The sequence below is a fragment of the Mesorhizobium sp. WSM4817 genome (assembly GCF_055811135.1).
The window spans coordinates 28,327-47,363 of sequence record NZ_JBVVQQ010000016.1 but is presented as its reverse complement, the minus strand read 5'-3'; the positions used below and the strand labels follow the sequence as shown (position 1 = coordinate 47,363).

The 19,037-nt window shown below is 63.2% G+C and carries 20 protein-coding genes; 4 read left to right on the top strand and 16 right to left on the bottom strand.

Annotated features, from left to right (window positions below; translation table 11 throughout):
* Positions 1 to 64: 64 nt before the first annotated feature.
* Positions 65 to 691, top strand: coding sequence for a class I SAM-dependent methyltransferase (locus AC0L2K_RS21360; RefSeq protein ID WP_473532255.1), 627 nt, complete (start codon positions 65 to 67; stop codon positions 689 to 691).
* 47 nt (positions 692 to 738) lie between these two features.
* Here AC0L2K_RS21360 and AC0L2K_RS21355 read toward each other — a convergent pair whose 3' ends face one another.
* The 10 genes from AC0L2K_RS21355 to nirK form a co-directional block, all read right to left on the bottom strand.
* Positions 739 to 1,464 (bottom strand): NapC/NirT family cytochrome c, encoded by a 726-nt coding sequence (locus AC0L2K_RS21355; RefSeq protein ID WP_473532254.1) that lies wholly within the window; start codon positions 1,462 to 1,464, stop codon positions 739 to 741.
* Between the two features lies 1 nt (position 1,465).
* Complete coding sequence (locus AC0L2K_RS21350) at positions 1,466 to 1,963, bottom strand: nitrate reductase cytochrome c-type subunit (RefSeq protein WP_128168231.1); 498 nt, start codon at positions 1,961 to 1,963, stop codon at positions 1,466 to 1,468.
* The gene (gene napA / locus AC0L2K_RS21345; protein WP_287320345.1) at positions 1,936 to 4,437 is read right to left on the bottom strand and encodes a periplasmic nitrate reductase subunit alpha; all 2,502 of its coding nucleotides are present in this window, start codon (positions 4,435 to 4,437) and stop codon (positions 1,936 to 1,938) included. The genes AC0L2K_RS21350 and napA overlap by 28 nt, the downstream gene beginning before the upstream one ends.
* Positions 4,434 to 4,739, bottom strand: a complete 306-nt coding sequence (locus AC0L2K_RS21340; protein ID WP_287239542.1) for a chaperone NapD — start codon at positions 4,737 to 4,739, stop codon at positions 4,434 to 4,436. Before AC0L2K_RS21340 ends, napA begins: the two co-directional genes overlap by 4 nt.
* A 4-nt stretch (positions 4,740 to 4,743) precedes the next feature.
* Positions 4,744 to 4,941, bottom strand: coding sequence for a periplasmic nitrate reductase, NapE protein (gene napE / locus AC0L2K_RS21335; protein WP_023798480.1), 198 nt, complete (start codon positions 4,939 to 4,941; stop codon positions 4,744 to 4,746).
* A gap of 151 nt (positions 4,942 to 5,092) precedes the next feature.
* Complete coding sequence (locus AC0L2K_RS21330; protein WP_473532253.1) at positions 5,093 to 6,334, bottom strand: NnrS family protein; 1,242 nt, start codon at positions 6,332 to 6,334, stop codon at positions 5,093 to 5,095.
* Positions 6,334 to 6,711, bottom strand: a complete 378-nt coding sequence (locus AC0L2K_RS21325) for a hypothetical protein (protein ID WP_473532252.1) — start codon at positions 6,709 to 6,711, stop codon at positions 6,334 to 6,336. The genes AC0L2K_RS21330 and AC0L2K_RS21325 overlap by 1 nt, the downstream gene beginning before the upstream one ends.
* A 59-nt stretch (positions 6,712 to 6,770) precedes the next feature.
* Positions 6,771 to 7,184 (bottom strand): hypothetical protein, encoded by a 414-nt coding sequence (locus tag AC0L2K_RS21320; protein WP_473532251.1) that lies wholly within the window; start codon positions 7,182 to 7,184, stop codon positions 6,771 to 6,773.
* Between the two features lie 23 nt (positions 7,185 to 7,207).
* Positions 7,208 to 8,095 (bottom strand): SUMF1/EgtB/PvdO family nonheme iron enzyme, encoded by an 888-nt coding sequence (locus tag AC0L2K_RS21315; RefSeq protein WP_473532250.1) that lies wholly within the window; start codon positions 8,093 to 8,095, stop codon positions 7,208 to 7,210.
* 61 nt (positions 8,096 to 8,156) lie between these two features.
* Positions 8,157 to 9,260, bottom strand: a complete 1,104-nt coding sequence (gene nirK, locus AC0L2K_RS21310; protein ID WP_473532249.1) for a copper-containing nitrite reductase — start codon at positions 9,258 to 9,260, stop codon at positions 8,157 to 8,159.
* Positions 9,261 to 9,525: 265 nt separating this feature from the next.
* Here nirK and AC0L2K_RS21305 point away from each other — a divergent pair, with 265 nt between their 5' ends.
* Entirely contained in the window at positions 9,526 to 10,056 is a 531-nt protein-coding gene (locus AC0L2K_RS21305; RefSeq protein WP_287239535.1) for a YcnI family protein, read from the top strand.
* Positions 10,057 to 10,107: 51 nt separating this feature from the next.
* Here AC0L2K_RS21305 and AC0L2K_RS21300 read toward each other — a convergent pair whose 3' ends face one another.
* The 6 genes from AC0L2K_RS21300 to AC0L2K_RS21275 form a co-directional block, all read right to left on the bottom strand.
* Positions 10,108 to 11,952, bottom strand: a complete 1,845-nt coding sequence (locus AC0L2K_RS21300; protein ID WP_473532248.1) for a heavy metal translocating P-type ATPase — start codon at positions 11,950 to 11,952, stop codon at positions 10,108 to 10,110.
* 18 nt (positions 11,953 to 11,970) lie between these two features.
* Positions 11,971 to 12,807, bottom strand: a complete 837-nt coding sequence (locus tag AC0L2K_RS21295) for a universal stress protein (protein WP_287173601.1) — start codon at positions 12,805 to 12,807, stop codon at positions 11,971 to 11,973.
* A 40-nt stretch (positions 12,808 to 12,847) separates the two neighbouring features.
* Positions 12,848 to 13,297: a universal stress protein gene (locus AC0L2K_RS21290; protein WP_128168241.1), complete on the bottom strand. Its 450-nt coding sequence runs from the start codon at positions 13,295 to 13,297 to the stop codon at positions 12,848 to 12,850.
* A gap of 601 nt (positions 13,298 to 13,898) precedes the next feature.
* Positions 13,899 to 14,237 carry a DUF779 domain-containing protein gene (locus AC0L2K_RS21285; protein ID WP_128168242.1) on the bottom strand — a complete coding sequence of 113 codons (339 nt, stop codon included), beginning with the start codon at positions 14,235 to 14,237 and terminating at the stop codon, positions 13,899 to 13,901.
* A 58-nt stretch (positions 14,238 to 14,295) separates the two neighbouring features.
* Complete coding sequence (gene adh, locus AC0L2K_RS21280; RefSeq protein WP_287228091.1) at positions 14,296 to 15,813, bottom strand: aldehyde dehydrogenase; 1,518 nt, start codon at positions 15,811 to 15,813, stop codon at positions 14,296 to 14,298.
* Between the two features lie 147 nt (positions 15,814 to 15,960).
* Positions 15,961 to 16,929, bottom strand: coding sequence for a GAF domain-containing protein (locus AC0L2K_RS21275; protein WP_128168244.1), 969 nt, complete (start codon positions 16,927 to 16,929; stop codon positions 15,961 to 15,963).
* 156 nt (positions 16,930 to 17,085) lie between these two features.
* Here AC0L2K_RS21275 and AC0L2K_RS21270 point away from each other — a divergent pair, with 156 nt between their 5' ends.
* Positions 17,086 to 17,970 (top strand): Crp/Fnr family transcriptional regulator, encoded by an 885-nt coding sequence (locus AC0L2K_RS21270; RefSeq protein WP_473532247.1) that lies wholly within the window; start codon positions 17,086 to 17,088, stop codon positions 17,968 to 17,970.
* Between the two features lie 98 nt (positions 17,971 to 18,068).
* The gene (locus AC0L2K_RS21265) at positions 18,069 to 19,022 is read left to right on the top strand and encodes a LysR family transcriptional regulator (RefSeq protein WP_287322784.1); all 954 of its coding nucleotides are present in this window, start codon (positions 18,069 to 18,071) and stop codon (positions 19,020 to 19,022) included.
* The last annotated feature ends 15 nt before the right edge of the window (positions 19,023 to 19,037 follow it).

Genomic DNA, 19,037 nt, shown 5'->3' with positions numbered 1-19,037 from the left:
GGGGCGCAACGGCCTGATGGCCCTCTCGCCATCGGTCCTCTTGTCTTGAAGGAGGAGCGCCAGGATGAGCACCGACCGGGATACCGTGCGGGCCTATGATACGGTCGCGGCGGAGTACGCTGCCGAGGCCGCGGCGATGCCAGAATGGGTCGCGACAGAGATCGATGCGTTCGTGACCGAGCTGGGTGGCTCTGGCAGGGTGCTGGAGATCGGAAGCGGTGGCGGGCGAGATGCACTTGAGCTTGAGAAGCGGGGGATCAGCGTCCGGCGCACCGACATTTCGAAGGGCTTCGTCGAACTGCTTCGCGAGAGTGGCTTCGAGGCCGACCTGTTGGACCCGCTGACCGAAGACCTGGCCGACCCGCAGCGTCCCGGCACGCCGTATGACGGGATCTGGGCCTGTGCCTGCCTGATTCACGTCGCGCGCGAGGATTTCGGCACGCTGCTTGCACGGCTTGCCGAGGCGACCCGGCCCGGTGGCCAACTGCACGCCTCGGTTAGAGACGGCGATGGCGAGAATGTGTCCACACACGGCAGCGCTGCAGCGCCTCGGCGCTACGTCGAGACGTACTGGCGCGAGTCTGCCCTGCGGTCCGCACTCACAGACGCCGGCTGGATCGTCAGCGAGGTACGTCGGTGCATCGGAAAGCCCAATGATCGGTGGCTGAGCGTTCGGGCGAGGCGCACGTGACACCCACAGAGTTCTAGCCCCGGATGGAGCGGTGTACCGCCACCCGATCATCTGGAAGGCGCGCCGTCGTCCAAGCTCCACATCATTCCGTGCGGGGACCGCGCAGTCCTTTCCAGGCGATCGAATACAGAAGCCGCCGGCAGTTCCTCTCCCTCAAATTCGGGGGGAACTTTCCAGCCGGGATCGACGCCTTCCATGTTCGGCAGCTCGTGGGCTATGCCTTTGTGGCAGTCGATGCAGGTAGCCTCGCCAGACAGGAGGTAGCGTGTGTGGATCGTTGCCGCGCGTTCGGTTTGCTTGGACAAGTCCATCGCCACCGAGGAATGACAGTTGCGGCATTCGAGACTGTCGTTCGCTTTCAGTCGGGCCCATTCGTGCTCAGCCAGTTCACGCCTGTATTCGAGGAACTTCCTGCGGGTGTTGATGGTGCCGAAGATCTTGCCCCAGACCTCTTTGGAAGCCTGCATTTTCCTGGCGATCTTGTCGGTCCATTCGTGCGGGACGTGACAGTCCGGGCACGAGGCCCTCACTCCTGAACGGTTCGAGAAGTGGACGGTGCGCGTGAGCTCCTCGTAAACGTTCGTCTCCATCTCATGGCAGGAGATGCAAAACTTCTCGGTGTTGGTCAGTTCCAGGGCGGTGTTGAACGCACCCCAGAACATCACACCGCCGACAAAGCCGCCGAGCGTCAGGAAGCCCAGGCTGAGCGTCGCGGCGGGCATCGCCAATATGCGCCAGGCCCATAAGGCGGCGGCCTTGAGCCGTGACCACATGCTACTCATCTCCCGCGTGGCCGACGCCCAGCTTGCTCATGTCGGTGAACGTGTTGCCGACGAGCGGTGCGGTGTTGGCCTGCGGCACATGACAGGCGGTGCAGAAATAGCGTCGGGGTGAGACGTCGGCCAACATCTGGCCCTCGCGGGTGATGTAATGCGTGACGCTGATCATCGGTGCGCCCGACCCTTGCGTGAACTCGCGCTTGTGGCACGACAGGCAGCGGTTCGTGTTGACCGAAAGCTGGTAGCCCTCGATCGAGTGCGGGATGACGGGCGGCTGGTCGGGATAGGCGCGCATCTTTCTGATATCGTCGACTGTCCACTTGGGCGCCGGATCAGCCGGAAGTTCGTCCATGGGCTGCGCTGCCCCGGTAAGCGGCGGGACAATCTCGGCCGACATTTGCGCCAACGCCGCAGTGCCGACGGCGAACAGGCCTGCGGCGACAAGTGCGACGCGCGCGCGGCGCGTCAGACGGGCATGACCTTGACCGCGCATTTCTTGAAATCCGTCTGTTTGGAGATGGGATCAGTGGCGTCGAGCGTCACCTTGTTGATGAGCTTGCTGGCGTCGAACCAGGGCACGAACACCACGCCGCGCGGCATGCGGTTACGCCCCCGGGTTTCGACCCTGAGCCTGATCTCGCCACGCCGTGAAACGACCCGGACCTCGGCTCCCTGGTTGATGCCGCGCCGTCGCGCGTCGTCGGCGTTCATGAAGCAGACCGCGCCGGGAAACGCCCTGTAGAGCTCTGGCACCCGCATCGTCATCGATCCCGAATGCCAATGCTCGAGGACGCGTCCAGTTACCAGCCAGACGTCGTATTCCTCGTCAGGGGATTCCGCCGGAGGCTCGTAAGGCACGGCGAGGATCACTGCCTTGCCGTCTGGTCTGCCATAGAATTTTACGCCTTCGCCCGGCTTCACATAGGGGTCGAGGCCTTCGCGATAGCGCCACTTCGTCTCCTTGCCGTCGACGACGGGCCAGCGCAGGCCACGCACCTCGTGATAGACGTCGTAAGGCGCGAGATCGTGGCCATGACCGCGGCCGAATTCGGCATACTCCTCGAACAAGCCCTTCTGCAGGTAGAAGCCGAATTCGCGCGATTCCCTGTTTTCATACTCGGCGTCGAGTTCTCCTAATGGGAAGCGGTCGACCATGCCGTTCCTGAACAGCACGTCGAACAGCGTCTTGCCCTTATAGTCAGGATTGGCATTCAGGAGGTCGGCCGGCCAGACGTCTTCGGTGGTAAAACGTTTCGAGAATTCGACCAACTGCCAAAGATCGGAGCGCGCCTCACCGGGCGCATCCACGAGTTGGTGCCAGACATGAGTGCGGCGCTCGGCATTGCCGTATGCTCCTTCCTTTTCCACCCACATCGCCGCCGGCAGGATCACGTCCGCCGAGAGCGCGGTAACGGTCGGATAGGCATCGGACACGACAATGAAGTTGTCAGGGTTGCGGTAGCCCGGATAGGTCTCGTTCGAATTGTTCGGTGCGGCCTGAACGTTGTTGTTGACCTGGACCCAGTAGAAGTTGAGCTTGCCGTCCTTCAGCATGCGGTCTTGCTGGACGGCATGGAAGCCGGGCTTCTCCGGCAGGAGGCCGTGCGGCAGACGCCATATCTCCTCGGCGTGCTTTCGGTGCTCGGGGTTGGTCACAACCATGTCGGCGGGGAGGCGGTGGGCGAAGGTGCCGACCTCGCGCGCGGTGCCGCAGGCCGACGGTTGGCCGGTGAGCGAAAACGGGCTGTTGCCAGGCTCCGAGATTTTGCCAGTCAACAGGTGGATATTGTAGACCATCTGGTTGGCCCACACGCCGCGGACGTGCTGGTTGAAGCCCATGGTCCACAGCGACATCACCTTCACGTCGGGGTTGGCATAGAGCTCCGCCAGTTCCTCGAGGAACTCGGGCTCGACGCCAGACAGTTCCGAGACCATCTCGAGCGTGTAGTCCGAGATCATCGTCTTGAACGCGTCGAAGTCGATTGGCTCCGTTTTTCCGGGATCCGCCGCACCCTTGGCAGCCATCTCTACGGGATTGTCCGGCCGCAGCCCGTAGCCGATGTCGGTGGCCCCGCTCATGAACACAGTGTGGTCGCGCACGAACGTTTCGTTGACCCGCCCGGACAGGATGATGTGGTTGGCGATGTAATTCAGGATCGCCAGATCCGTGCCCGGCTTGAACACAATCGGGATGTCAGCAAGGTCCATCGACCGGTGCGTGAAGGTCGACAAAACCGCGCAGCGCACATGGGGATGGCCGAGCCGGCGGTCCGCCACCCGTGTCCACAGGATTGGGTGCATCTCGGCCATGTTCGAGCCCCACAGCACGAAGGCGTCGGCGTGCTCGAAATCGTCGTAGCAGCCCATCGGCTCGTCCATGCCGAATGTGCGCATGAAGGCGACGGCGGCCGAGGCCATGCAATGTCGGGCGTTGGGATCGAGATTGTTCGAACGGAAGCCGGCGCGCATCAGCTTGGTTGCGGCGTAACCCTCGAAGACGGTCCATTGGCCGGAGCCGAACATGCCGACCGCTTCGGGACCTTTCTCCCGGAGCACGGCCTTGCACTTCTGCGCCATCAGGTCGAGGGCCTCGTCCCAGGAGACGGGCTCGAACTCGCCGTCCTTGTCGTAGGCGCCGCCGCGCCTGCGCACCAGCGGCCTTGTCAGGCGATCCTCGCCATACATGATCTTGGAAAGAAAATAGCCCTTGACGCAGTTCAGGCCGCGGTTGACCTCGGCCTGCATGTCACCGTGTGTCGCGACAACACGTCCGTCTTTCACGCCGACCATCACGCCGCACCCGGTGCCGCAGAAGCGGCAGGGAGCCTTGGACCACTTGATCTCCAGTGCTTCGACGCCACCGGGAACGGGCTGCGCCGCGGCCGGGAGAACGATCCCGGCCGACGCTGCCGCGAGCGACGCCGCGTGCGCCTTCAGCAGATCACGACGGTTGATGGATGACGTCATTTGCTTTCGTCCTCCCGTCCCTCGATATGCTCGAAGACCATGTTGGCGGCGATCACGCCGTCCATCATCGAGATAGTGGTCAGGGTCTCGCCGAGCATGCCGCTGCCTGGACCCTCGATCGTGACGACGATCCGGCTGCCTTCGCCAGCGTGAATCTCCACGCCAGGCATTTCCGCCAGTCGCCTGCTCAATTCTTCCCTTCGCGCCGGCAGCACGACGACGACGGCGCTCGAAATATGATGCCGAGCCTGAAATCCACCCTTGAGAAGGGATCTGCGGGTGATAGCAGGATTTTCGCGCATTGCTTCACCCTCCCGGAGGGCCGGGCGGCCCGAACACGATCTGATACATCCAGACCAGGAAGCCGTAGCCACCGACGACGCCGACAGCGACGATGGGCCAGATGCCGAAAGCAAGTGCGAGAAAGGCCAGCAACTCTCGTCGCCTCGTCTTCGAACGCGAAGGTCCAGGGTCGGAAAGGGCCTGCGGGCTGTCCTGGGTCATGACCACTCCATGTGCCTTGGACTTGGCCAGATACTGTGAAGCGTCAGACCGCTGAACAGGCTATCGTCTTAAGTGGCTTTTTCAATACCTTTTTTCTGAGGCTCCAACGTCTCGAACTATGCCGGCCGAAGGCTCGGAGTATCCGCCCATCTCAAGCGCTGGCCCTGCGCCCCCACAGGACAGGCGCATAGCGAATGGCGAACAGCAGGAAGGCGGCACTCCACAGCGCACCGCCGCAGATCAGTAAGTGCGCGTGCCAGTCTCCTGCCAACGGCGCCGCGACCCGCAGGACAGCTCCCAATGTAACCGCTATGTAGGCTGCGAGAACGGTCCGGTCCGCGACGATCTCCCGTCCAGTGTGGCCGAGGCTGGCGCGGGTCATGACGGCGAGCGTCATCGTGCCGATCGCGCCGGCTGTCAGCGCGTGCAGAGCGGCGCTTTCCGGTAGCCCTGAAAACAGCACGGAGCCACCGAGCAGCAATAGTGCGAAGCCGAGCCAGGCGTAGCCGATATGGAGGATCAGCACGATTGGCTCGCGCGTGGTGTGCTGGCCTTGCCAACGCGCCAGACGCGCGGCCAGAAGCACACCGGAGAGACCGAGCATGCCTCCTGCGGCAGTTGAATCCGGAACGGCCACCCAGGCGGCCGCGCCAGCGGCGGTCGTCGCCAGCGCCGCCTTGTCCAAGGCGCCGAAGCTTGCCGGAAGGCGCGTCCCGCCATTCTTGACAAGCCAGTTCCGGGTGAAACTTGGAACGATGCGGCCACCGACAAGGGCAAGCAGCATAGCGATCGCGCCCAGTGCCAGCCGCACGCCCAAGCCATGCGGAACGAACCCGAGATTGGCTGCGTGGTCCAGTGCGTTGGCCAGCCCGAACAGCGTGATCATGACAGCCACGGGCGCGTTCTTCCAGTTGCGCCCCGCCACCACCTCGCGCCAGACCGCGAAGCCAAGCATGACCGGGAACGAAATATCAACGACGACGGCAGCGACCGGGCCGGGGGCGGCGGCACAAGCTATGCGTCCGGCCAGCCACAGTGTCACCAGGCCCGCGAGGGGCCAGCCGCTCAGCGGCAACCGGCCCGTCCAGTTCGGGATTGCGGTGAGCACGAAGCCGGCCAGGACGGCCTGCAGATAGCCGAACAGCATTTCGTGGGCGTGCCAGTGCAGGCCGGGGAAGGGGCCGGGCAAAGCATCGCCGGAAAAATAGATCCAAAGCCAGGCCGGGATCGCCGCGCCGGCGTGGAGCGCGGCGAGGAAGAAGAACGGCCTGAATCCATACTGGAGGATCGGCGGCATGGAGGACACCCGCCCCCGGCCGTCACGGGAAACGTAGCCGGACTTGCGCAGCGAGCGCAGCACGGACCTGTCGGTTAGCGTGGTAGCGGCGGACATCAGCTGTTTCCTCCGCCTGCCGCCTGTCTTGCGGCCTCCATCCCGAACGCCGCGAATTCAGAGACGTCTTGAAACAGATCCGCGATCTCGTGGAACGCGGAGCGATCAGGCTCGTCGGGCATGAGTTCGTCCAGTTCCCCGAGAAGCGCGAGGACGAGCACGATGGCGTCTCGCATCCTTCTGGCGTCCGCGAGCCCGCTAGCGCGCTGGACCAGATCGCCTTCCAAGCCGACATAATCTGGCATGCCGTTCGCGGCCTTGGCGCATTGACGTTCGAGCGCTGCGCCGGCTACTCCCTGACGAATGCGTTCGACCAGCGACGGCCGCGTCAGGGATTCGATCGGGAGCGTCGGTCGTCGCGCAGTATCGGTTACCATCGGTGTCGTCTCCTTAAAACGCCGACCGACCTGCGAGCAGTGTCAGGCAGCCTGGATAATCATTGCTTGGCCGCTAAAAATGTCGGGCAGATGGGGCGACGGCGTTTTTTCATTCCTCGATCGCCTTCCTGGCCGCACTCTCTCCAAGCGCCGCGATCTCGGAGATCTCGCGGAATATCTCTGCGATGTCGCTCGCGACGGCCTGCTGGCTCGCGAGGCGCCAACTCGAATATTTCATCGAGGAGCGCCAATGCGACGTCGATCGCGTCGCGCATCCGCTTCGCGTCAGCGAAGTTTTTGGCGGGACTCGACGCATGATCCACCGTTCCCGTTCGATCGGACGCGGTGTCGTCGACTTCAACGGCAATACCTTCACGCCCCACCTCGGCGAGGCGGCGCAGCAACTCCGCGGCGAAGGAATTTTCGCCCCTGTTGGCAAGTTCCAGCAACCGCGACGAGGCTGCCGCAAGCATTCTCGACGCGTCTGATTTCTGTGTCACGATTGGGAACTTTCGCTGGAGAAGAGCGCGCTGATCCAGCATGCAGGCCCGCAAAAGGGCTCATCGCGAACAAGCCGAAATCCCAGATTCTCCGGTGGCGTGCCCACGGCGCATCCGCCACTCCTGCCGTCTCGAACGAAATTGGACATGTAGGCCCGGTGCCGTCCCTCGAGCACGTGTACGCCGCAGTTCTCGACGACGGTCTCGGGCAGGCCGCTCTTGGCCTCGAGCGTGACGCGGCTGTAGCAGCTCGAAGTCCATTCCCAGACGTTGCTGCCGAAATCCTCGACGCCGAGAGTGTTGACGCCGTAGTGGCCGCCGGGCTTCGGCTCTGGATCCGCGGGGCGCCTGGCCGCGGCTTCCTCCTTGTATCGCCGTATCCAGCGCACCGCGGGATTTTGGGGGTCGTCCGCCGTTGCGGAGAAGGATTCGCCACCAAAACGTTCGCCGGCCGCCGCGGCTGCCTCGAGCGCGGTCGGAAGCCGCCAGGATTCGCCAGTGGCCTCAGAATACCAGCGAGCATATGTGTCGGCGTCCGTCCAGTTGACCCCGGTGACCGGAACGTCTGCCTGAGAAGGTCGTGCGTCGGCCGCCCTGCAGGCGCCTGCGGCAACGCAGCGATCGTACTCGGCGAGGCTGACCTGCCGCGTCATCATCCGGAAGCCGGCGACCATGATAGGCTTGGCGGGAGCCGCTGCAGGAACACCGCCTGACAGGAATTCGCCCGGTGCCGGAAAGTCCACGATCCTTTCCCCGATCTCGACGGTTGCCGCGACCGGAACTGACCGTTCGTGTTCCAGCGGCGCATGCAATCCGACGGCGAGCGCCGGCACGACCAGGGCGGCGACGGTGCCGAAAGCTGCTTCCAGCATGGTGACGGGCATCGAAATACTCCATGGGAACGTGGCCCGGATCCCCCTTGGTCCGGGCCGCCAGCCTGATCGGTCAGTGAGTCGGGATCGGTCCGGGAGCCTCGACCTGCTTCATCAGGTCGTCGCTCCATTCGCCCTCGACGACGAAGTGGGCCGTCGCTCCGAGTTCGACCGCTTCGATCAGGTTATGGTTGACGTAGGCGTAGACGCCCGGCTGGAGGAAGGTGTAGAGCGCGGCTCCCGCCGATCCGCCGCGGATGAACCAGGTCTCCAGGTCCTTGGCGGGCGGGTTGGCGAATTTGCCCTCTTCCCAGATGTAGTCGCCATGGCCGCCGATCAGGTGGGGCCGGGTGTCGCGGTTGGCCTGCGAGTGGACGATCAGGACCGTCTCGCCGACCTTTGTCTTCATGGCGTTGTCGCCCGTCAGGGCGCCCTTGGCGCCGTTGAAAACGACATGGGACGGGACGAGACGTTTCATCACCTCCAGCGTGTCGGCGTAGCTGTCGCCGTGGCTCTCGTAGGTCTTGAAGTTGCCGTCCTCGTCGCGCGGAACGTAAAAATCGTTCTCGCCGATGTAGAAGACCTTGTCGTAAGTGAGCGGCTCGCCCTTCTCGTTCTTCAGGCCTTCGCGGGGCAGGATCATGATCGTCCCGCTCATGCCGGACACGACGTGCCAGGGGATCGTCGGGCCTTCGGGCGCGCAGTGGTAGACGAAGGTTCCGCTGCGGGTTGCCTTGAAACGCAGCTTCACCTGTTCCCCGGGATTGATGAGCGTGAGGGCTCCGCCGCCGAGTGCGCCCGTGGCGGCGTGGAAGTCGATGTTGTGGGGCATCGAGTTGCTGCCGAGGTTGACCAGGTTCAACTCGACGTAATCGCCTTCATGGACGACCATCATCGGGCCGGGGATCGAGCCGTTGAAGGTCATGCCCTGCAGCACGGTGCCTTCCTCATCGATAGTGACGGGCTTTTCCTCGATGGTCATCGTGAACTCGACCACCTTCGGACCGCTCTTCGCCACCTGTTCGTGCGCATGCACGAAGGGCGGTGCGACGAGCGTGACCTGCTCGCGCGGCAGCGCGGCGATCTCGGTCTCATTCGCGAAAGCGGTCATCGAAGGCGTCGCGGCCAGCATGGCGGCGGCCGCTGCTCCCATCAGTGCCCGGCGACGCGTGAACATTTCGGTTCTCCTTGTGATCCATCGTTGTCGATGAGCGACTTCTACGCCCGCCATGACAGAGGAGTTTGTCCTGGAACAAACTCCCGATGGATTTTCGGGGGAGCGACCTGAAGGCGTATCTGCGGAGTTTGCTGCAGCGCAAATAGCTGACGGCCAACGCGGCTATGCAGTGGCTCCATAAGCGTGCGGAACAACCCGTCGCGCAACTCGAGTGTCATTCGACCTGGAGAGGTCATTCGACCTGGAGAAGAAAGGAGACAGTCAGATGTACAGGCCTCTTATAGTTGCGGCGGTCGCTGCGATCGTGGCCGGACCGGCCCATGCGCATGTTTCGTTCGAAAACGCCCAGGCTGCCGTCGGCACGACCTACAAGGCGGTTCTAAGGATTCCGCACGGTTGCGACGGCAAGGCCACGGACGAGGTCCGGGTCCGGATCCCGGAAGGCGTTATCGCGGTCAAGCCGATGCCCAAGGCCGGATGGACGATCGAAAAGACGGTGACGGGGTACAAGGCAGAGTACGATCTGCACGGCAAGAAGGTGGCCGAAGGCGTTACCGAGCTATCCTGGAGCGGCGGAAGCGTGGCGGACGACGAGTACGATGATGAGTTCGTCTTCAGGGCGACTCTCGACGCAAGCCTCCCGGCGGGCGAAACGATCTATTTCCCGGTGATCCAGGTCTGCGGCACGGACAGGGCAGAATGGACCCAGGCTGCGGCCGAGGGCCAGACAGCTCATGACCTGGAGCGACCGGCGCCCGGTCTGGAACTGCTTCACGGCGAACACGCGGGGCACTGAAACGCCTGAACGCGGGAAATCTGGGGCCGAGTGGCTCAGGAGTCCGGAACATCACCGGAGGGCACGCAGGGCGTTGAGGATCACCGCTACGTCTATGCCCTCCTGCACGAGTGCGCCAGCCACAGGCGGGAGATAGCCGAGCGCAGCCACAGCCATCCCGACGACGGAGAGGCCGAGGCCGGCGACCACGCTTTGCGTTGCGATTTGGCGGGTCCGATGCGCGACCTCTACCGCGGACGCCAGGCTGTCGATGCGGTCGACGAGAATGACGACTCCGGCGCTTTCCGACGAGGCGGCGGAGCCGCGCGCGCCCAACGCCACGCCCACGTCGGCGCTCGCCAACGCGGGAGCGTCATTCACGCCGTCTCCAGCCATGAGCACGGGAGCGCGCATGCGTTCCCTGGTCACGACTTCGACCTTCTGCGCCGGATCCAGTTCGCCATCCGCCTTGGCTATCCCGAGCCGGGCAGCCACGGCGTCGACCACATCCTGGCGATCGCCGGAGGCGATCACGACGCGGTCGATCCCAGCCTTCTCCAGCGCCCGGAGCATGGCGGGCGCCTCCGGCCTGATCGCGTCAGCCATGGCGATGATCCCGGCCAGGACGCCGTCTACGCCGACGGCCACCACGGCGCTTCCCCAGGGAAGACCTTCCCGCAACCCATGGGGATCGCCCTGCGTGATCGCGTCCCTGACGAAGCGGCTGCCGCCGATAACCAGCCTGCGTCTTTCGACAATCCCTTTGATTCCGGTTCCGGCGACCTCGCTGACGTCCGTCGGCGCAGAGAGCGGGAGCCCCTTCCGGCGTGCGTCCGCCACCAGCGCCGCTGCCGTGACGTGGCCGGACGCCTGGTCGAGCGAGGCGGCGAGCCGCAGGACCTCGTCAGGTAACCAGGTCCCGACGGTGCGTACGTCGACCACCTCGGCTTGGCCGAACGTCAGGGTTCCGGTTTTGTCGAGGATAACCGTCTTGACCTTCGCAAGGGTCTCGAGAGCCCCGCCGTCCTTGACGAGAACGCCGAGCTTGGCGGCGCGCGACATGCCGGAGATGATGGCGACGGGCAGGGCGAGGATGAGCGGGCACGGCGTTGCGACCACCAACACAGCCAGCACTCTGACAGGGTCGCCGGAGATGGCCCAGGCAGTTCCTGCCGCCAAGACCGTCAGCAGCAGGAACCAGACCGCGTAGCGATCCGCCGCACGCACGCTGGGAGGCTTGCCTTCCTGTGCCTTGGTTACAAGCCGGACGATGTTGGCGTAGGTGCTTTCGGCCGCGGGTCTGTCCGCAAGGAGATCGAAGGCATCGCCAGCATTGGTTGCTCCGCTCAGGACTTCGTCACCCAGCAACTTCGTGCGTGGCAGGCTCTCTCCGGTCAAGGCGGACTCGTCCAGGACGGCAGAAGGTGACGCAAGGCTGCCGTCGACGGGGATCACTTCGCCGCGGCGAACGAGGAGCCGGTCGCCTGGAACGATAGCCTGGATGAGGACTTCGTCGAGCCCGTCATTGCCGTACCGCATGGCGCTGTGGGCCACGCGACCGAGTAGGGCGGTCATCTCCCTGCGTGCGCGGCCGGCCGCATAGCCTTCGAGAAACTGGCCACCCGCGTACATCAGCGCGACGACGTTGCCCGCTAGCATCTCGCCGAACGCGAGCGCGGCCGACATCGATAGCGCGGCGACCAGGTCAAGCCCGACTTCGCCGCGCGACAGACTGCGGACGATCTCGACGGCGAGGGCCGCCAGCACCAACGCGGTCGCGACGGCCCACGGCCAGGGATGCCAGCCTACGCCGGACGCCCATCCAGTAATGCCGACCATGAGTCCGCTGAGCGCCACGCCGAGGAGCACTACTCTCAACGAGAGAATCGGCCACCGCGCATCAGGCAAGGTAAGCATCCATCATCAGCAGGGCGGTCAATGCGAAAGCAGCACTGGCATCCTCAGGTCCGCCAAGACGCCTTCGGTCGCGCCGCCGAGAACGAAATCCCTGAGCCGTGAGTGACCGTAGCCTCCCATCACCAGCAGATCCGAACCTAGGCCGGCAGCGTGGCGCTGCAGGGTTTCTGCAATCGGGCAGTCCTCCGCGCGCACTGCCGAGAAGGTGGCTTTCAGCCCGGCTTCGCGCAGACTTCCCGCGAGCCGCTCCCCCGCATCTGCCTCGTCGATTGACTTTTCGTCTGTGACGGTGACAACCTTGATCTCCACGGCGCGCTCCAGAACAAACCTGGCGTCTGACACGGCGCGGGCTGCGACGCGCGTGCCATCCCATGCGATCGACACCCGGCTAAAACTGGCGGGCGGCGCCTGATCGGGCAGAAGGATCGTCGGGCGGCCGGAGCTGAAGACAACGGCCTCCGCCAAAGCGCGGATACCGGGGTTGTCGGAGTTCCACCCGACAAGCGCCATGTCGAAATAGCGGGCATGGCGAGCGGCCGCCTCGCCAAGCAGCGCGACCTGCGTCCTCTCCACGGAAGTCGTCAGATTCAGGCTTCTGGCTTCCGCCTCAACCCTGGCCGCGGCCAGCAGTTCCGCGCCGTTGCTCGCGCTGAGTTTCTCGGCGTTGCGGATCATTTCCGGCAGATTCATGAGCATGCGGGAGAACGCGTTCGAAACCTCTGGAATGTCAGCTTCTAGCACCAGCGCGTGGAGGTCCGCGCCAAGCAGATCCGTCACCGCCGCAGCATTGGCTACGACTGCCGTCGTGTGGGGTTCCGGATAGGTGAGTAGGGGCACAAGAGCGCGAAGCTTCATTCGATGTAGTCCTTCAGGACAGGAATTTCCTCCATCCCGCTCAGCGTACGACGAGCACTGGAACGGGGCTATGGGCCAGCACTTCCGAGGTCTGGCTGCCCAGCAGCAGGCGCCCGAGGCCGCGCCGGCCGTGCGAGGCCATGACGATCAGGCTGCATTCTTGGGCCTTCGCCGCCTCGACGATGGCTTCCGCTGGCCTCGCGTCGGGCACGTGCAGCACGTCCGCGCTGACGCCGATCCTGGCGGCGGATTCCCGCACCGTCGCCAGGAGTTTCTCCGCAGCCTTCTTCTGCCCCTCTTCATACCCCGAGATATCCCCGGGAAGCGGGACCCAGCCGCCGCCGGCCGCGCTCGCATGGAAGGGGAAAGGCTCGGTGACCGTGATGACGGTCACCTTCGCGTCGAGGCTCTTGGCAAGCGAAAGCCCATGGTCGACGCCCCTCTGCGCGACGTCGGAGCCGTCCGTCGAAATCAGGATGTGCTTGTACATTGCCTTCTTGTCCTCTGTTGCTTATCCGCCCAAGGAACGCTCGCGCTTGGCGCGTCCAGTCCACAGACACGCCGGGACGAGGCCTTGGCCTGAACTCTACCTTTGGGCCTTCTTTTCAGCTTGATCGAGATCAAAGCGGCCCAGTCTGCGCAGAAGCGTAGGTGTCGCATATCGGCGCGTATAGCAGACCCGAATAACAATACTCGTGTTCAACGCTGGCCGTGAGCCCCTCAAAATCGGGTTCTCCGGATCGATGGGAAGATCAACGCGTTCATACGATCGTTTCGCGATAGGCGTTGCGACTACCGCCTCCACCACGGCACGCCGGACTGCGGCGATATCGGTGATGCGCTCGAGTAGAACCGGAGGTACTCAAGCGGTTGAGCTTGGCCGCCTGCCAGAGGACAGCCGCTTTCGACGAGCCGTTTTATCGCGTTGCTGCCTTGGCAGGCGAGGGTTCAAGAATTACGCTTCTCGCTATCGAGGCGTCTGACGCCGGCCGGGCTTCGTGCTTTTGTCGATTTCGTGAAGCAACGGCGCAGACATGAACCAGCTTGAGGGCGCGAGGGCGCGCCAGATAGACGTCCGCTGATACTCGAAATCAGATCCCCATGTGGCACACCGTGGACCGCGTCAGGAACCGTCTCTCGCGGCCGTTATCGAGTGAGAACATGCCACCGCGTCCGGGCACAACATCGATGACGAGGTCGGTATGCTTCCACGCGTCGTATTGCGCCGCGCCGATGTAAAACGGCGCGCCGCCGATCTCGCCGAGCAATATGTCGCTGTCCCCCAGAGCGAAATCACCCACGGGGTAGCACATTGGCGAGGAACCGTCGCAGCAGCCGCCCGACTGGTGGAACAGCACCGGCCCATGCTCGGCGATGATCATAGCCAGGAGCTCCAGCGCCGCTGGCGTGGCGCTCACCTTGTCGTGCATTCCATCCTCCCTCCGGAACGCGAAGCGCGGGAACGTCCCGCGCCCCGTGAGGCAGTCCTCAGAAGAAGCCGAGCTTCTTCGGGCTGTAGCTGACCAGCATGTTCTTGGTCTGCTGGTAGTGGTCGAGCATCATCTTGTGGGTCTCGCGGCCGATGCCGGACTGCTTGTAGCCGCCAAACGCCGCGTGCGCCGGGTAGGCGTGGTAGCAGTTGGTCCAGACGCGGCCCGCCTGGATCGCCCGCCCGAAGCGGTAGAGCCGGTTGGCGTCGCGACTCCAGATGCCGGCGCCGAGGCCGTAGAGCGTGTCGTTGGCGATCGACAACGCCTCGTCGTCGTCCTTGAAGGTTGTCACCGAAACCACCGGCCCGAAGATCTCCTCCTGGAAGATGCGCATTTTGTTGTGGCCCTTGAACACTGTCGGCTTGACATAATAGCCGCCGGCGAGATCGCCCGGCAGCTCGTTGCGCGCGCCGCCGGTGAGTACTTCGGCGCCCTCCTGCTTGCCGATGTCGATGTAGGACAGGATCTTCTCGAGCTGCTCGGACGAGGCCTGCGCGCCGATCATCGTCGCCGGATCCAGCGGGTCGCCCTGGACGATCGCCTCGACGCGCTTCAGCGCCCGCTCCATGAAGCGGTCGTAGATCTTTTCGTGGATCAGCGCCCGGCTCGGGCAGGTACAAACCTCGCCCTGGTTGAGTGCGAACATGACGAAACCCTCGATCGCCTTGTCGAAGAAATCGTCGTCCTCGGCGGTGACGTCCTGGAAGAAGATGTTGGGCGACTTGCCGCCGAGTTCGAGCGTTACCGGGATAAGGTTCTGGCTGGCGTACTGCATGATCAGCCGGCCAGTGGTCGTCTCGCCTGTGAAAGCGATCTTGGCGATCCGGTTGGAGGAGGCGAGCGGCTTGCCTGCCTCGAGGCCGAAGCCGTTGACGATGTTGAGCACGCCCGGCGGCAGCAGGTCGCCGATGAGGTCCGCCCAGAGCATGATCGCCGCCGGGGTCTGCTCTGCGGGTTTCAGAACCACGCAGTTGCCGGCCGCGATCGCGGGGGCCAGTTTCCATACCGCCATGAGCAGCGGGAAGTTCCACGGGATGATCTGGCCGACGACGCCCAACGGTTCGTGGAAGTGATAGGCAACGGTGTCGTGGTCGATCTCGGAGAGGCTGCCCTCCTGGGCGCGGATCGCGCCGGCGAAGTAGCGGAAGTGATCGATGGCCAGCGGCAGGTCGGCGGCGGTCGTCTCACGGATCGGCTTGCCGTTGTCCCAGGTCTCGGCGCGCGCGAGGAGATCGAGGTTCTCCTCCATGCGATCAGCAATGCGATTGAGAATCAAGGCGCGCTCGGCCGGGCTGGTGCGGCCCCATGCGTCCTTGGCCGCATGGGCCGCGTCCAGCGCGGCCTCGATGTCCCTGGAGTCGGAACGGGTGACTTCGCAGAGAAGCTGACCGTTTACCGGCGAGAAGTTCTCGAAATACTTGCCGGAAAGCGGCTCGGTCCATTTGCCGCCAATGAAATTGCCATAACGCTTGTCGAAGGGCGCCTTGACGGAGCGTGAGAATTCAACCTTGTTCATGATATACCTCCCGAAACAACGCCGCGGGATGCGGCGCTTCGGTGGAAAGTCTTGCCGCATCTGCCCGCTCGCTGTCACGATGGTGAGAACAGTGGACCCGCAGGAGGTGTCGCAGAACTGCGACAGTCGTGCCGGGATTCGAAAAGATCAGTGCGATCTATGGAGATCGAGGCGGTTGAGCTTCCGGTGGAGCGTCGCACGGCTGATCCCAAGCGCCGCGGCCGCGGCCGAGATATTTCCATCTGTCCGGGCCAGCACCCGTTGCAGAGCCCCGCGCTCCGCCTCGGCGAGGACTTCGGTGACCTTCCTCGCCCCGCCAAGCAGATCGGCCGCGGGGAGCGGCTTCCGAAGGCTCTTTTGCGTGATCCCCAACGCCAATCGCGCTAATCGGGTCGCGCCGACCACAAGGTCATCCGCATCGACCGCGATCAGTCCGCCCGAACCTTTGTCGGTTATTGGCGCGAGCAGAATGCGCGCCTTCGGGAATGCCATCTTGAAGTTCTCCGCCTCAATGCGTCGCGCGGCGTCGACCACGGCCACCGAAATAAGATTGGCGAAGGCTTCGGTTAGATCTGCCCGGCAGGAAGACACGTCGAGGGCGGCGACTAGGTCTCCTTCGTGATCGTAGATGGGCGCGGTGATGCAGCTCAGCGCAGTGTTGCGCGTGTGAAAATGCTGGTCGCGATGGATCGTCAGCACGCGCTGCTCGACAAGACAGGTGCCGATGCCGTTGGTGCCCTCGCTCTCCTCGTTCCAGACCGAGCCTGTCCACAACCCCCAGTTGTGAAACGTCTCGTCATCCGCAGGTGCACCGCGTCGTTCGATCGGCACGCCCTCTTGGTCGGCGAGAAGCACGCAGCATCCAACACCTCCCACCGCCAGGTAGAGTCTGTCGAGGCTTGATTGGGCAGCTCGGATCAGCGGTTCGATCCGTTGCCTGGCGTCGATAAATTCGGCCTGGGTCAGGTATCGCGGCGGTTTGGGATCGGTTGGATCGAGCTTATGCAAATTGGATGAGCGTCGCCATGAAGCGACCAGCGCCGACTTCGCCGCGGCATCTGAAATGATTGCGGCCTGTATCCGATCGGCATGATGACCGGCTAGAGCCTCGCCCATGCTATCCTCCCAAATCCCGACTCTTTCCTTTCAGTTCCTGGATCAGGCCTTTCAGTTCCTGGATCAGGTACGTGTTACGTCGGGGTTGCGTTGGCAGCGCTATCTCCGCTTCGATCGAACCCTCTGTCAATTGCCCAGAAGAACCAGGCGCCTCCCTTGCGCCAGCGTTATCCGGCAACGGCCGGAGCTCTCTTGACATGGATCAAACGTGCGGACGAGTTTCTGGATCGGCTGCGTCTGCGGCAATATGCGAACCTTGTGTACGCCACGCTGGCATTCGGCGCCGGAGTGTCCGATATTCACGACAGCGCCATGGACACGAACCGCAAGGACATACACAACTCCGACATTCCTGTGCTTTGCCGGAGCTGCGAGGCTCGGCACAAGGGAATGTGCGGCGTGCTCGATTCGGCCGAGCTTGTTGCGCTTTCTCGTCACACGCGCCTGGCGCGGCATTCTACCGGAGAGGAACTCGCCGCGGAGGGCATGCCCGTCGAGTCTTATGCGAATGTAATGCGGGGCGTGGTCAAGCTGACCAAGGTGCTGGAAGACGGCCGCCAGCAGATCGTCGGACTGCAGTTCGCCCCGGATTTCCTCGGGCGACTTTTCGCGCCGGACAGTGCCGTAACTGCCGAAGCTGCGTCCGACATCGATCTCTGCCGCGTGTCGAAGAGTGGTCTGGAACGGTTGATTGCGGCGAATCCCAAGCTGGAGCGTCGGCTAATGGAGCAGACGCTCAGGGAACTCGATGAAGCCCGCGAATGGATGGTCACGCTGGGGAGAAAGACAGCTGCCGAGAAGGTCGCCAGCTTCCTTTATCTCATCGCCACGCACCTCGATCCCTCAGCGGACAGCGAACAGAAGGGCCGCAAGTTTCTTCTGCCTCTCACGCGCGGTGACATTGCCGATTTCCTCGGGCTGACGATCGAGACCGTCTCGCGTCAATTGTCCAGGCTCCGTGCGGAGAAAGTCATTGCAATCAGCGCAGTGACCCAGGTCGATGTGCCCGATCTCGAGCGGCTCAGGAAACGTTGTGGCTGAACGGATGGACCAGCGCCAGAAGCGGAACGAGGATTTCCTTTTCGAACGCCACGTGGACGTTCTCGCCTCATGATTAAAAACCAAGGCCTGTTCGGCTCATGAGTTTCGATGACCTCGACCTGAATTTGCTGCGCGTGTTCGACGTGATGATGCGCGAAAGAAGCGTCACGCGTACGGCATGCGAATTGGGAAGAACGCAATCTGCGATCAGCCATTCCTTATCCAGGCTGCGGCACCTTTTCGGCGACAGGCTGTTCACGCGCGATGGAGGCGTTATGAGGCCAACGCCGCGGGCGGTCGAGCTTCTGCCAGACATTTCGGCCGGATTGGCAACGATTCGAGCCTCGATTGATCGCCATCAAACTTTCGATCCCGCAACCACTCGGCGGAACTTTCGTGTCGGGCTCACCGACTACCATGCGATGATAATCATACCCCGTCTTCTGCGGGAGTTTTCCAGGCAGGCGCCCGGTGCCACGTTGAATATTATTCCAGCGAACGGGCTCGATATCCCGTCCTCGGTTCATCTTCGACAGATCGACTGTGCATTGACTGGAGCAGTGATCAAGGATGACCCAAGCCTTTTGAAGATCGAACTGGGCCAGGATCGTCTCTTCTGCGCAGTTTGGAGCGGCAGCCAAATCGCAAGTTCGGCGATGTCATTGGAGACATACCTGTCAGCGTCTCACTTGCAGGTTTCTGCCGATGGTGTTTCCAGCGGACTTGCGGATGCCGCGCTCAAGGAGCTTGGTTTGCGGCGGAACGTGGTCGCGACGATATCGAATTATCTGGCACTTCCGTGGGTCTTGCGAGGCACCGAACTTGTTGCTCATTGTGGTGACGGAATCCTCCAAATCCTTGATAAAGCGAGTGAAGTGACTCTCCTTTCGCCGCCCCTGCCGATCCCAAATGTGAGCGCGTGGTTGCTCCTTCATCCGCAGATGGCCACGGACCCAGGGACGATCTGGCTCAAAGAAGTTCTGTCAAACATCTACTCTGAGTCACAGATTAAAAAGAGAGAAATTGTTTCTGAGAGAGAACAGAATAAATAAACAGGAGACACACGG

Bases quoted from the DNA above. Each gene is read 5' to 3' on its own strand.
- AC0L2K_RS21360 (WP_473532255.1), top strand. From the start codon at position 65: ATGAGCACCGACCGGGATACCGTGCGGGCCTATGATACGGTCGCGGCG.
- AC0L2K_RS21355 (WP_473532254.1), bottom strand. From the start codon at position 1,464: ATGTGGTCACGGCTCAAGGCCGCCGCCTTATGGGCCTGGCGCATATTG.
- AC0L2K_RS21350 (WP_128168231.1), bottom strand. From the start codon at position 1,963: ATGCGCGGTCAAGGTCATGCCCGTCTGACGCGCCGCGCGCGCGTCGCA.
- napA (WP_287320345.1), bottom strand. From the start codon at position 4,437: ATGACGTCATCCATCAACCGTCGTGATCTGCTGAAGGCGCACGCGGCG.
- AC0L2K_RS21340 (WP_287239542.1), bottom strand. From the start codon at position 4,739: ATGCGCGAAAATCCTGCTATCACCCGCAGATCCCTTCTCAAGGGTGGA.
- napE (WP_023798480.1), bottom strand. From the start codon at position 4,941: ATGACCCAGGACAGCCCGCAGGCCCTTTCCGACCCTGGACCTTCGCGT.
- AC0L2K_RS21330 (WP_473532253.1), bottom strand. From the start codon at position 6,334: ATGTCCGCCGCTACCACGCTAACCGACAGGTCCGTGCTGCGCTCGCTG.
- AC0L2K_RS21325 (WP_473532252.1), bottom strand. From the start codon at position 6,711: ATGGTAACCGATACTGCGCGACGACCGACGCTCCCGATCGAATCCCTG.
- AC0L2K_RS21320 (WP_473532251.1), bottom strand. From the start codon at position 7,184: ATGCTTGCGGCAGCCTCGTCGCGGTTGCTGGAACTTGCCAACAGGGGC.
- AC0L2K_RS21315 (WP_473532250.1), bottom strand. From the start codon at position 8,095: ATGCCCGTCACCATGCTGGAAGCAGCTTTCGGCACCGTCGCCGCCCTG.
- nirK (WP_473532249.1), bottom strand. From the start codon at position 9,260: ATGTTCACGCGTCGCCGGGCACTGATGGGAGCAGCGGCCGCCGCCATG.
- AC0L2K_RS21305 (WP_287239535.1), top strand. From the start codon at position 9,526: ATGTACAGGCCTCTTATAGTTGCGGCGGTCGCTGCGATCGTGGCCGGA.
- AC0L2K_RS21300 (WP_473532248.1), bottom strand. From the start codon at position 11,952: ATGCTTACCTTGCCTGATGCGCGGTGGCCGATTCTCTCGTTGAGAGTA.
- AC0L2K_RS21295 (WP_287173601.1), bottom strand. From the start codon at position 12,807: ATGAAGCTTCGCGCTCTTGTGCCCCTACTCACCTATCCGGAACCCCAC.
- AC0L2K_RS21290 (WP_128168241.1), bottom strand. From the start codon at position 13,297: ATGTACAAGCACATCCTGATTTCGACGGACGGCTCCGACGTCGCGCAG.
- AC0L2K_RS21285 (WP_128168242.1), bottom strand. From the start codon at position 14,237: ATGCACGACAAGGTGAGCGCCACGCCAGCGGCGCTGGAGCTCCTGGCT.
- adh (WP_287228091.1), bottom strand. From the start codon at position 15,813: ATGAACAAGGTTGAATTCTCACGCTCCGTCAAGGCGCCCTTCGACAAG.
- AC0L2K_RS21275 (WP_128168244.1), bottom strand. From the start codon at position 16,929: ATGGGCGAGGCTCTAGCCGGTCATCATGCCGATCGGATACAGGCCGCA.
- AC0L2K_RS21265 (WP_287322784.1), top strand. From the start codon at position 18,069: ATGAGTTTCGATGACCTCGACCTGAATTTGCTGCGCGTGTTCGACGTG.